Origin of the sequence: Halomonas halmophila (assembly GCF_006540005.1) — a bacterium.
GTDB lineage: Bacteria > Pseudomonadota > Gammaproteobacteria > Pseudomonadales > Halomonadaceae > Halomonas > Halomonas halmophila.
Map to the genome: position 1 here is coordinate 1 of NZ_BJOC01000031.1, position 14,159 is coordinate 14,159.

General features: G+C 62.1%; 3 protein-coding genes. All 3 read left to right on the top strand.

Annotated elements, in window-relative coordinates; genetic code table 11:
• Positions 1-5,452, top strand: a 5,452-nt coding sequence (locus tag HHA01_RS14765; RefSeq protein ID WP_218023807.1) for a hypothetical protein, incomplete at its 5' end; no start/stop codon positions are given.
• A gap of 77 nt (positions 5,453-5,529) precedes the next feature.
• Positions 5,530-6,591, top strand: a complete 1,062-nt coding sequence (locus tag HHA01_RS11390) for an NAD(P)H-dependent flavin oxidoreductase (protein WP_141320791.1) — start codon at positions 5,530-5,532, stop codon at positions 6,589-6,591.
• A gap of 929 nt (positions 6,592-7,520) precedes the next feature.
• A complete protein-coding gene (locus tag HHA01_RS11395; RefSeq protein ID WP_170214871.1) occupies positions 7,521-14,156 on the top strand; it encodes a YadA-like family protein in 6,636 nt (2,211 codons plus the stop codon).
• Positions 14,157-14,159: the final 3 nt, after the last annotated feature.

Genomic DNA, 14,159 nt, shown 5'->3' on the forward strand with positions numbered 1-14,159 from the left:
CCTGAATGCACCTAGCCCCGTCGATACCGATGATCAGAATGGCGGTGAAGACGGCGATAACCCGGAGCTGCTGGGTGAGATTACCTTGACGCTGAGCGGTGACGCACCCGAAAGCACAACCTTGACCAAGGGTGACGATACAGCGTTAACGTTCAATGGCGAGGGCAACTACACCATCGTGATTGTGGAAAACTCGGGGGATACTACTCCTGATACGAGCTACCATCACGCGGACGTTGCAGGTGGTGACTCGGATATCAACTACCTGACTCAGGACGAATACGAAGCTATCAAGGCCCAACCGGGGGAAAATCGCCATGAAAACTTTGATGTCACGGCCAGTGTGACCAGCTATGAGGTCGACGACAGCGGCAACCCGCTGGATGGGGTAGATGGTGCCACCAGCGAAACCTCGGTGAATGTCGGCGTACAGGCGGTGACGGACGACGTCGAGCTGCTGTTCGATACGAGCGTGACCGACGGAATCACCAATGTCGACGATGTTAGTTACGGTGGCGACGGCGGCAATACCGAGGCAACGGCGACCATCGCCGAGGACACAAGCTTCGATCTCAGGGAAATGCTGAGTGCGCAGTTCGAGGATCTGGATGGTTCGGAAGCCCGCTCCATAACCATCGATAACACCACGGGAAGCGATATCCTCATCGATGGCTCGACACTGGCAAGCGGTGACAGCATCACCATTGGTGCCACTGGCCAGACCGGCGATATCGCCAGCTTCCCCGAGATAGAGATCGGGGCCGCGGCCGATTTCAGTGGTGATCTCAATGGCATCATCGCTACCATCAACGCTGATGATTTTGATGATGATGGTTTCGAGGGGGATGACTCTCCGCGAGATGGTGTCGCTGAAGCCGATCTCAGCAATAACAGTGTCGAGCTAAACCTGCGCGTAACGCCGGTAGCGGATGATGTGACGGTAGCCGATTCGCAAACCGAGGAAGATACGCCAGTGAACTTCCTCTCCGGCGTCGGCGTCAGCGATACCGGTACGGGCTCCGAGGTCATCGACTCCGTGGCCTTCGAGATTCCGACCGATTGGGAGGTCACCGAGGCCACGGTCAATACCGGTGGTTGGAATGTCTCAGGGGATGGCAGTGAGAGCGATCCGTACACCATCGAGTTCAATGATTCGCTTAGCCAAACCGAGCGCGAAGAGGTGTTGAGTGACTTTACCATCACGCCGCCTGCGCACAGCAGTGAAGATCAGGATATTGGACTGACCATTTCTGCCACGGATACCAATACGGTTGGCGGCAGCGAGGAAACGAATACACAGGAAACCACGGAAACGGTGACGGTCGAGGTCACCCCGGTCGCTGAAGTCACGGACCCACTGGATGATCCGGCTGAAGGTGATTTTGATAGCGACGGCGACGGCGCCGACGATCTGACCATGAACCCCGACCATACCTATGGCACCGGCGTGGATGGTACCGAGGACGAGTGGTTTGCGCTCAATATCGCAAGCGGAGACGATGCCTTCGACCTGTCCGAAAACTGGAGTAACCAGGATGGCACCGAGAATGGTGGTACCGAAGAGACCTCTGCGCTGCTGAAGCCTGAGCTTGTGGATAGCGAAAGCAATGTACTCAACGAGAGCGCCAATGGCGCCACCTTCCGCTATTCCACCAATGGCGAGACGGGGGATGGTGCTGAATGGGAAGAGTTGCCCTTCAACGGCTCCCCGGTGGAGGTGCCCATCGAGTATCTGGATACCGTGCAGTTCAGGGCCGCGCCAAATCAGAAAGGCCAGTTCGAGATCACTGTGCAGGCCAAGACGGTGGATACCGATGCCGAGGGCAATACGGATACCGCCATTTCCGGCGAATCGATCCTCGACGGTATCTATATCGACCAGCCGGTGGCCGACCAGGCCTCCATGAGCGTCACCTCGCCGGCCGAGGGCAACGAGGATGAGGCGATCCCGCTGGATATTCGCCCGCAAAGTTCGGATCCCAATGAGAGCTTCACGGTCACCATCAGCGATGTGCCGGATGGCGCAGGGCTGACCTACGACGGAAAGGAACTCACGCCTGACGGGGACGGCGACTATGTGATCGAGGACTTCGATAGTAGCGTGCCGCTGAAAGTGACGCCGCCGCAGGACAGTAACGAGGACTTTACGCTGCAGGCAGGGGTCGTCACCGTCGATGAGTATGGTGGTGTCACCGATACCCTGGACTCGCCGGTCACCAAGGACATAACAGTCGCTGTCGACGGGGTTGCCGACGAGCCTGATGTCACCACCGATACGCCGGTCTACGCTGAAGAGGACCTGGATGATGACAACAGCGACGCGAATAGTGGCGTCACGCTGAGCGATATCATCACCGACGCCAGCTCGGGCGAGACGGAAGGTGACGGTTCGGAAACCCTGACCTATCGCATCAGCGGGCTCAAAGAGGATTTCGATGTCGAGGGTGCGACCCTGATTCGCGGCAGCGGCGATAGCCGCGAGTGGGTGGCTACCGATCCGAATGCCGTCTCTATCACCACGCCGGAGAACTTCAGCGGCCAGGTGGATTTCTCGGTCACGCCCATCGTCACCGAGAACGACGGTGATACCCGGGAGGCTACCGAGCAGGACGTTTCCTTCCAGGTCACGCCCTCGCCGGAGGCGGAGTTCAGCATCCAGTCCAGCCTGTCCGAGGACCAGGTGGGGCAGCTCAACCTGAGTCTCGAGCAGCAGAATGGCGATACCAACGAAACGTTGACTGCAGTGCGGATCGATGTCGCCAGCGTCACGGGCAATCAGTTCGAGCTCTACTATGGCGAAGAAGGCACTACCACCCTGGCCGATGCCGTGGATAGCGAGTCGGGTGTGACCGAGGTGACGGTTGATGGAACGACGTACTATCAATTGACCGATGATGCCTGGAACGATATCTACGCCCAGGGCGATGCGCACGTCTCCGGCCCTGCCGGCACCCTTGAGGTGGAGTACGAGGTCACCGATACGCCCAACGACGGCTATGAGGGGAGTGTCGACGACACCACGGTGGTCAAGAACAAGACCCATGAGGTCGTCATCGACGCGGTGACCGATGAGCCCACGGTGACCATTGACGGAATCGCCAATGTCGATGGCAGCGATGCCGATATTGATGATGATACGAATGACGTGATTGCCGACGGTAACGATAGTGTGGCGGTGACCGTCGATATCACGCAGCCGGATACCGATGGCAGCGAGTCCCTCAAGTACCTGCTGATCGACAATGTCCCCGCCGGGGTCAGCGTCGTGGACGGTGAATTCGTCGGGCAGGTCGCCGGCGGCACGGGCAGCCAGTGGCGCATCGATATCGATCCCGATGTCGCCTTCGATGGCACCGATCCCCTGACGCAGACCGTCGGGTTCACCATGGGTGATGGCACCCAGGTGGATGCCATCGAGGATCATGAGATCACTATCACCGGCGTGACCCAGGACGAAGCCCCCGGTGTGGAGGAGCGCGCCAGCGATAGCTGGACGCTGACCGGCGAGGGCGAATTCGGTGACGGCGGTGAACCACCCGCGGATATCAGCTCCTGGCAAGACACCAATACCACCATGACCGAGGACACCAGCATGGCGCTGTCCGAGCTGGTGATCGCAGAGATCGGCGACCCCGCGGAGGGAGGCCGCAGCGCGGTGACCATTTCCAATCTGCCGCCAGGGGCCGTGGTCGACGGCATGCAGCAGACCACCTTTGATGGTGAGACGGTGTGGTACGCCAGTGCCGATGATGGCAGCAATACCGCTCTGCAGACCCTACTGAACGATATCACCGTGACGCCGCCGGCCGACTGGAACGATAACGATGGTCCCTTCTCCTTCGATACTACCCTGACCACCCAGTCGCCGAGCGGCGAGGAGAACTCGGAGACGATCAACGTTACGCCGCCGGTGGACCCGGTGACCGATACGCCGACCGTCGAGGTGTCCGGAGGCGATGTAGCCGACGGCGAGGATGTCGACTTCACCATCGATGTCTCCAGCCCGGCGGATGATCCCGATGTCAGCCTGGTAGATGGCCAGGTCGTGCTGACACTGGATGAGAGCGGGATGACTGCCGGCGATGGCGCCACGGTCGGTGGTACGCTTGAGTACAACGGTGAGGAGGTCACGCCGGATGGCGACGGTAACTATGTGATCGATGGCGTTGCCGTGGGCGATTCCGTCAATGTGAGCTATCGCCCGGCGGATAACACCTGGGGCAGCGTCTCGCTGACCGCTGAAGCGACGACCCAGGAGAATGGCGCGAGCAATGAAGAGACGTCGACCGGGTCGAGTTCTTCCGAGATTGCGCCGCCGCCGCCGGAGGTCACTGTCGATGATGTCAGCGGCTCTGAGGATCCGGAGAATCCGATCGAGCTGCAGGATCTGGGTGTTTCGCTGCCGGATGACTCCCAGAGCCTCGATGCCTTGCTGCTCGAGAATGTGCCGGACGGTTGGTTGGTCAAGACCGGCGATGCCGCCGGATCGGCGACGCTTGCCGAGAACGTCGGTGGAGGTAGCTGGTCGATTCTCGACAGTAGCGGCGACATGCCCGCTTTTGTCGGCCTTGAACCGCCGCGTAACTGGAGCGGTACTCTGGAGGATGCCCTGACCCTGACGGCGCGGACGAGCCAGGACGGCGAAAGCACCAATACGTCCACCGATTTCGCGGTGGATGTCGAGGCCGTGGCCGATGGCATCACGATGTCGCCTGAACTGAGCTTCGGCCAGGAAGGCGACAAGATCCCGCTCAACCTCAGCGCGGGGATGTCCGACATGGACGGTTCGGAAACCGCCACCATCGAGCTGACGGGGCTCGGCGAGCATGCCGGCTTCTTCACCGACGGCGGCGATACGCTGCTGGATAGCCTGCCGGACGCCAGCGTGAGCTACGACAGTGGCAGTGACACCTACACCCTGAGCGGCATTGCTTCAGACCAGATCAATGATCTGCATCTGGTGCAGGGTGCCACCGATGGCAACCAGAGCGTCAGCTACGAGGCATTTACCACGGATGGCAGCGATACGTCGGAGACGGTATCGGGTGACTTCGATGTCAATATCGAAGCCGTGGAGCCGACCTCCGGCGACGATACCCTGCTGTACACCGGGGAGGCTTTGGATGGTCTGGCAGGCGCCGATGTGGTCGAGATGCGTTTCGGCGAAGATCCGAACCCCGACGATCTCGATAATGTCGAGACGCTGGACTTTATGGGTGAAGGTCAGGATCACAGCGTCGCCCTGGAGGCACAAGACGTGCTCGACATGACCGACGAAGACAATGTGCTCAGCATTCTTGGCGATGATGGGGATAGCGTCGATCTCACCGGTGGCTCTTGGACAACAACAGGTGAGCCTCAAACCGAAGATAACGTGACCTATCAGCTGTATAACGGTCCTGATGATGAGGCCACCCTCAAGGTTCAGCAGGACGTATCGGTGGATATCTAAAGGAGGCGCCGCCTGCCTCGCTCGGGCCGCCGGCCCAGGCGGGGCGGCGGTATGCCGTAACAGCGAGGAATGTTGCCATGCCATATGTCGAGGCGTTCTGCCAGCGACTGGGTATACGCTATCCGATCATCCAGGCGCCGATGGCGGGTGTTTCGACGCCGGCCCTGGCGGCGGCGGTGACCAATGCCGGGGGTCTCGGTTCGCTGGGCCTGGGCGCCAGTGGTGTCGACAAGGCGCGTGAGCAGATTCGCGCTACCCGCGAACTGACCAGCGGCCCGGTCAATGCCAACTTTTTCTGTCATCGTCCCGCCGTGCGCGATGAGGCAGGGGAGGCGGCCTGGCTCGAGCATCTGGCGCCGCGTTTCGCCGAGTTCGGTGCGCAACCGCCGTCGGCGTTGCGGGAGATCTATCAGAGCTTTGTCGGCCATACGGCCATGCTCGAGATGCTGCTGGAGGAGCGGCCGGCGGTGGTCAGCTTTCACTTCGGCCTGCCGGGCGAGGCGGTCGTGCAGCGCTTGCGTGAGGCGGGTTGCCTGACGCTGGCCTGCGTGACGACGACCGTGGAAGCGGCCGAGGCCGAGCGTCAGGGCGTGGATGCGCTGGTGGCGCAGGGCGTCGAGGCGGGCGGCCATCGTGGTGTATTCGAGCCCGAACAGGATGACGCCATGGGCATGCTGGCCCTGGTGCGCTGCCTGTCGGTGCGCACCCAGCTTCCGGTGATTGCTGCCGGCGGCATCATGGATGGTGTCGGTATCGACGGGGCCTTGCGGTTGGGGGCCTCGGCCGTGCAACTGGGTACGGTCTTCATCCTCTGCCCGGAGTCCGCCGCCGATGAGGCGTATCGCCACCACCTCAAGAGTGATGCGGCCAAGCACACGCGCCTTACCCGGGCGATTTCCGGGCGGCCGGCGCGTGGGCTGGCCAACCGTCTGCACGAGATTCCCGACGCGCGAGTTACGGCCGATTACCCGGTAGTCTATGACGCCGCCAAGGCCCTGCATGCCGCGGCCAGTGCGCAAGGCAATCACGACTTTGCCGCTCACTGGGCCGGCCAAGGGGCTTCCATGGTGCGCGAGTTGCCGGCCGCGCAACTGGTCAGTGCACTCGCCGACGAATGGCAACAGGCCAGGGCTTCATGAGCTTTGGTCGGGCGGTTTCACAATAGTTCACGGGATATAGCTGGCTACGGCCGGCATAGGGTGTCTAGAGTGATGACTGCGGTATTCATCTCAGTGAGAGATCGTGGCTCGCCAGGGATGGCATCCTCCGGGGATCATCGGAAGGGCGCCCGACGAGATGTCTCCAACAGGGAAGTTGGGATACCGCAAACCCAAGGGTCCTCCATGCAGGGCGCTTGGGTTTTTTATTGGTTACTGCCCCGAGCCTCCCGACAAAAAGCTTGCAGTGAAAAGAACGGCCACCGCGTCAATGTGACGGGGTGGCCGTTGCCGTTTGTGGCATTGGTAGCTGGTGGACCTACAAGTGACTTCCTGCCTGGCGACTTCTTGGAAGCTCAGGTGTTCAAGTCGTACTAGCTTGGCAACCGCCGTTTGTCGAGTAACAAAGCAATAGGGGCTCTTGTTTTATCGAATGCTGGGTTTTTATCCACCCCTCTCTCCTCCTCCCTCCTCTGGATCTTAAAAATAGGGTATCAGAGGTGGTTACCATTACCCGCGCTTCTGGTTTAAATACTTTAATTTCAATTGGTTATAAGTCAATCCGGCTTCTTCTGGGAAGGGATTAGAAATCTAACCTTGATGGTATTAGTTAATTAAGACTACCTTGGTGTCGCGGGATGGCTTTATTAGTCTCGCTTTGTTTAGTTTTCGATAAGCTTTTGGAATGAAAACTAGTATCTGAAAGCTCGTTGCCACATTCGGCTTCGTGACCGAGGCTCGGTACGCACGTGCTGGCTCAGGTGGTAGCAAAGCGCTCGGCGTGACACGGAATCTTGCTTTGGCCTTAGAAGAAGGAAGCGCCTGAGGAATCAGGGTTGTCGCATGAGAACAAAATTTGCGCTAAATGAAGCAACCTGGTCTCGCGCATGGGGATTAAGGAAGGGAGCAGTATGAATACTATCTTTTGCATCGTTTGGAACGCTTCCCGCGGGCAGTCCGTCGTGACGTCCGAGCTGGCTAAACGTCGCACCAAGTCTCGTGATGGGGTGGTGCGCCGTATCTCGCTGGCCTTGGGACTGGTTGCTGGCATTGGTGCGCTTTCGCCGGCCCAGGCCTACGAGGCCGGCGGAGGAGATGACTGTAATGACAATGATGGACGTGTTGCCATTGGCAATGGTGCCACGGCGTGTAACGACTTAGCCATTGCGCTCGGGAATAACTCTGAAGCTGGCGGCGAGAGTGCCATTGCTATCGGCCGAGGTTCGTATGCTGAAACTGTCGATACCGGAGCGGGCACCACCGCAGGTGGCGTAGCCCTGGGTGGACTGGCGGAATCCTATGGTGGGGTCGCTGTAGGGTTTGGTGCTGTCGCGGGAGCTGGCGGTGCCGGAACGCAGTTGTCGGCGACAGCCTTGGGGATTGGCACCCAAGCGACAGGTAACCGGTCGATCGGCATCGGGACGACGGATGCAGCGCCGGTATCTGCGACTGGGTTTGCCTCTATGGCCATTGGCAACGATGCGACTGCCTCGTCACTAAGGAGCATGGCGATCGGTCGGGGAGTCAACGCTTCCGCGTTCGATGCGATGGCCTTTGGTAACAACACCGAGGCCAGTGCGAACAGTGCGATAGCCTTCGGTGATGTCTCTACGGCGTCGGCCACTTCGGCTATCGCCATGGGTACAGGAGCAACGGCCGATGCCGAGGACGCGGTGGCCATCGGCACGAATGCTTCCGCCACCAACGGCAAGGCGGTGTCGATCGGGGCGGAAAACGTCGCCTCGGGCGATGGTGCCGTGGCGATCGGCGATCCCAATACGGCGACCGGCAACGGCGCCGTGGCACAAGGCATGGACAATACGGCGACCGGCGACGGCACAGTGGCGCTCGGCAACACCAATATGGTGGGTGGCGGTGGCCAGGCGGTGGGCACCGCCGGCACGGCGGCCCAGGGCGCAATCGGTATCGGTTACCAGAACGAGGTGATCGGCCAGGGCTCAGTGGCACTTGGTAACACCAGCAGTGCACTGGGTGCCGGGGCTGTGGCCATCGGTGACACCGCGGAAGCCACTATTGTAGACAGCGTGGCGCTCGGCAGCGGCTCGCTTGCCAATGGCGACACCCTGGGTGATGCCGCTTTCCAGCCACTGGATGCTGCAGGCAACCCGATTGCCGTTACGGCGCCGACGGCCACCAGCGAGGTGTCGGTGGGCGATGCCGGCAGCGAGCGGCGCATTACCAATGTGGCCGCCGGTTCGGCAGATACCGATGCGGTGAACGTCTCGCAATTGGCAGCGGTAGATCAGAAGGCCGGCACGCCGCTGACCTTCGCCGGCGACAGCGGCACTAACGTGGATCGTCAGTTGGGTGAAACGTTGAACGTCACCGGCGGTGCCGCGGGCACGCTGACTGACGACAACATCGGCGTGGTGGGCGACGGCACCGATACGCTGGCCATCCAGCTCGCCGAGAACATCGACCTGGGCACCAACGGGAGCGTCACCACCGGCAACAGCACCCTGGACGACAGCGGGCTGGCCGTGGGTGACGGCAGTGGCAACGTCACCACCGTGACCAATGACGGCCTGACCGTTGCCAACGGTGGCCCCAGCGTGACCAATAGCGGTGGCATCGATGCCGGAGGCCAGGTGATCAGCAACGTGGCCGATGGCGTGGCGGATGGCGATGCCGTCAATGTCAGCCAGCTCAACGGCGTCAGCGACGTGGCCAATGCCGGCTGGAACCTCAGTGCCCAGGGCGGTGGTGCCACCAACGTGGCGCCGGATGGCGAGGTCAATCTGCGCAACGCCGACGGCAACCTGAATGTGACTCAGGCGACCGCCAACGGCCGCGAGGAAGTGACCTTCGATCTGGCCAATGAGGTGAGCATCGGCACCGATGGGCCGACCCTCAATGACGACGGTATCGATATGGGCGGCGACACCGTCACCAATGTCGGTGATCCGGTGGATGGCGGCGATGCGGTCAATCTCGACTACTTCGACGAGAACCGTGCCCACTACTACAGCGTCAACGATGACGGCGTTCAGGGTGGCAACTACGACAACGACGGCGCGACCGGCGTGAACGCCATCGCCGCCGGGGTGGATGCCACGGCCACCGGGGACGGCAGTCTCGCCATGGGCTTTGGCGCCGACGCGCGGCAGGCCGATGGCATCGCCTTGGGTAGCAGTGCTATCTCACAGGGTGCTTCCTCCATTGCCATGGGGGATGGTGCCACCAACGATGTATTCGGCAATAACCAGATCGCCATTGGCAGCAATGCTTCTTCGTTCGGTGAAGACGATCTGGCGATCGGTACGGGTGCCGCGGCCAGCGGTCAGCGCAACATAGCACTGGGTACGGACGCCTCCACGGATGTAGGGATCCTGGACGGTATCGCCATCGGTACGGATGCCTATGTCGGTGCCAACAACGGCATCGCCATGGGCAATGGGGCATCGGCAGACCATGCCGGCAGCGTGGCGCTGGGCACCGATTCGGTGACCGCCGCGCCGGTGGGGACGACGGACATCACCCTGGCGGGAACCAACTATACCTTTGCCGGTGGCACGCCGACCGGCACGGTGAGCGTGGGTGACGTCGGTAACGAGCGCACCCTCACCAATGTGGCGGCCGGCCGGATCTCGGCCAGCAGTACCGATGCCATCAACGGCAGCCAGCTGTTTGCCACCAATCAGGCCGTGGAGGACGCGGCGGCCACTGCCAGCCAGGGCTGGAATCTCAGTGCCCAGAACGGTGGTGCTACCAACGTGGCGCCGGGTGGCGAGGTCAACCTGCGCAACGCCGACGGCAACCTGGAAGTGACCCAGGCGACCGCCAACGGCCGGGAGGAAGTGACCTTTGATCTGGCCAATGAGGTGAGCATCGGCCCCAATGGGCCGACCCTCAACGACAGTGGCATCGATATGAACGGCGACACCATCACCAATGTCGGCGATCCGGTAGATGGCGGCGATGCGGTCAATCTCGATTACTTCGACGAGAACCGTTCCCACTACTATAGCGTCAACGACGGCGGTACCCAGCAGGACAACTACGCCAACGACGGTGCCGATGGCGTGGATTCCATGGCGGCCGGTGTGGCGGCGTCCACCGGGGCTGGTGCCGAACGCGCCCTGGCGCTGGGCTATAACACCAGTGCCACTGGCGTGGACAGCGTGGCCATCGGCCAGTATGCCAGCGCCGAGTCAGGGGGGGCCGTTGCCATCGGGCGTGACGCCACGGCCAATGGCGGCCAGGCGATCTCCATCGGCTACGGCAATACCGCCACGGGCGATGGCGCGGTGTCGATCGGCGACCCGAGTACCGCCATCGGCGACGGCGCCCTGGCGCTGGGCAAGGACAACTACGCCGAAGGGACCGGTGCGGTGGCCGTGGGTAACAACAACACCTCCGAGGGTGACGGGGCCCTGGCGATCGGTGACAGTAATACCGCCGATGGCAATGGTTCGATCACCATGGGCGTCAATAACCAGGCCACCGGTGACGGTGCCGTGGCCATGGGCAACGACAACATGGTGACCGGCGACGGGGCCTTCGCGGTGGGCAACAACGCCACCAGTGGGGCGCTCGACACCCTGGCCCTGGGCACGGAGGCTTCGGCGACATCGCAGCATGCCATGGCGTTGGGCAACAGCTCGGACGCCTCGGGCTTCGGGGCCTTCGCCGCTGGTAATACTGCCGAAGCGTCGGGCGACGGAGCCATGGCGGTTGGCCAGGTTTCTACGGCCTCGGGGCTGCGCTCTTCGGCGATCGGGCTTGAAACCGTATCCAGTGCGGAAGACGCCTTGGCGGTGGGCACCGAGGCCGAGGCCAGCGGGCTGCGGAGTACGGCAATCGGTAATTTCAGTGTCTCGAGTGGCCAGGCAGCCCTGGCGATGGGCTCTAATTCTCAAGCCAGCGTGGAAGGTAGTGTGGCTTTGGGGGCACGTTCCAATGTGCTGCACGAGCAGAGTGTCGCTCTGGGGGCGGCGACCGAAACCGTGCGCGGTGCTCAAACTGGCTACACGGGCTACGGCAAGGACACTACAGAGGATTCGGTAGGGGAGATCGCGATTGCCCAGGTTGCGGTCTTCGACGATGAAGGCGTTCAATTGACTGAACCCGGCAATCGCCAGATTACCGGGGTAGCGGCTGGTGTCGAGGACACCGATGCGGTGAACGTCTCGCAGCTCAAGGGCATTGAGACGCACTACTACAGCGTCAACGACGATGGGGTGATCGGTGGCAACTACGACAACGATGGGGCCACCGGCGCCAATGCGATTGCCAGCGGGGTAGACGCCCTGGCGTCCACCGAAGGCAGCGTGGCGCTGGGCAGCGGCTCGGTCGCCAATCGTGCCCTGGCATCGGCTTCGGGAGCCATCCCGGCGGGTAGCGCGACCATTACCTACAACACCACCGACAAGGAATTGCTGGGGGCTGTCTCCGTGGGTGACAGCGACTCCTACCGCCAGATCACCAATGTGGCGGATGGTACCCAGTCACAGGACGCCGTGACGGTGCGTCAGCTGCAGGGGGCCATGGAATCGGTAACCATCACCGGCACAAAGTACTTCCATGCCAATTCGGACCAGCCGGACTCGCTTGCGGTGGGCGAGGACAGTATCGCGGTGGGGCCGACCACGGTGGTCAACGGCGATGCCGGCATCGGCATGGGCAACGGTGCCACCGTTGGTCAGATGGCTCCCGGCGGCACCGCCATCGGTGACGGTGCCGAGGTGATGCTGGCCGATGGCATGGCGCTGGGGACCGAATCGCTGTCCGAGGCTCAGCAAGGCATCGCGCTGGGGGCCGGAGCGACGGTCAGCCACGACCAGAGCGTGGCACTGGGCAGCAACTCGGTGACCGCCGAGCCGGTGGCCACGCCGGGGACGACGATTGCCGGTACTGACTATGACTTCGCCGGCATCACGCCGGATAGCACGGTTAGCGTAGGCGATGCGGGCGATGAGCGCACCGTAACCAACGTGGCCTCGGGGCGTGTCAACGAGACCAGCACCGATGCCGTCAATGGCAGCCAGCTGTATGCCGCCACCCAGTCGATCGAGTCGCTGAGCGATGAGGTCGAGGCCGGCCAAACGCACTACTACAGCGTCAACGACGGTGGCACTCAGGGGGGCAACTATGCCAACGATGGTGCGACCGGCGTGAACTCCATCGCGGCCGGGGTGGATGCCACCGCCACGGCAGATGGGGCCATCGCCATGGGCGACGGTGCCACGGCCAGTGAGACCGACAGCGTGGCGATGGGCTCCGGGGCCACGACCGAGGCGGCGGTCGGCACGGCCGATATCACGGTCGGCGGCCAGACCTATGCCTTCGCCGGTGCCTCGCCGGTCGGTACGTTCAGCGTCGGCTCCGCCGGTGCCGAGCGGACGATCACCAACGTGGCGGCCGGCCGCATCTCGGCGGACAGCACCGATGCCATCAACGGTAGCCAGCTATATGCCACCAATCAGGCGGTGGAAAACGTGGATGGTCGTGTGAGCAACGTCGAAGGCGACGTCAACGAGCTCGATGATCGCGTGACCAACGTCGAGGGTGACGTGTCGAATATCGGTAATGAAATCGATCAACTGGATAACCAGGCGGTGCAGTACGATACCAACGGCGATGGCAGTGTCGACTACGACTCCATAACCCTGGAAGGCGATGAAGGCACGACCATCAGCAATGTCGGGGACGGGGAAGTGTCCGAAACCAGTAGCGACGTGGTGAATGGTAGCCAGCTGTGGGAGGTTCAAGAGCAGATCACCAACATCGAAACGGGTGAGACGAAGTACTTCAAGGCCAACTCGGAAGCGGCGGATGCGCGTGCCGAGGGTGCCGAGAGCGTGGCCATGGGGCCGGAGAGCGTTGCCCGGGGTGATCACAGCGTGGCGACCGGCGACGGCGCGGTGGCCGAGAGCGAAGGCGGCGTGGCGCTGGGGGCTGGCTCGCAAGCCACTCGTGAAGGCATGAACGGTGCCGAGGAAGCCTTCTCGGGCGAATCCGTGGCCTCGGCCCAGGGCGCGGTCTCGGTGGGCAGTGAAGGTGGCGAACGCCAGATCACCCACGTGGCGGGCGGTACCCAAGCCACGGACGCGGTCAACGTTCGCCAGCTGGAATCGGTACAGGCCGGCTCGGTGAGCTACGACCGGAACGATGACGGCAGTGTGGACTACAGCTCGGTGACGCTGGGTCAGGAAGGCACGCCGACGCAGATCCACAATGTGGCGGCTGGCGAAGCGCCGACGGATGCGGCCAATGTGGGGCAGTTGCAGGAACTGAACCAACAGTTCAATCAGCAGATCGGCGGGCTCAGCAACCGCATCGATGACGTCGAGGACTATGCCAATGCAGGTTCGGCCAGTGCCATCGCGGCTGCTTCCGTGCCCCAGGCTTACTTGCCGGGCAAGAGCATGGTATCTGCCGGGGCGGGTACCTACAGCGGTGAATCGGCGGTTTCCGTGGGAGTGTCTCGCCTCTCCGAAAATGGTCGCTGGGCCGTGAAACTCAATGCCACGGGTGACTCGCAGGGTAACTTCGGTGCCGGTGTCGGCGCTGGTTTCCACTGGTAATCG

What these genes read in the sequence shown, in the direction of transcription:
- HHA01_RS11390 (WP_141320791.1), top strand. Translation starts at nt 5,530, where the DNA reads ATGCCATATGTCGAGGCGTTCTGCCAGCGACTGGGTATACGCTATCCG.
- HHA01_RS11395 (WP_170214871.1), top strand. Translation starts at nt 7,521, where the DNA reads ATGAATACTATCTTTTGCATCGTTTGGAACGCTTCCCGCGGGCAGTCC.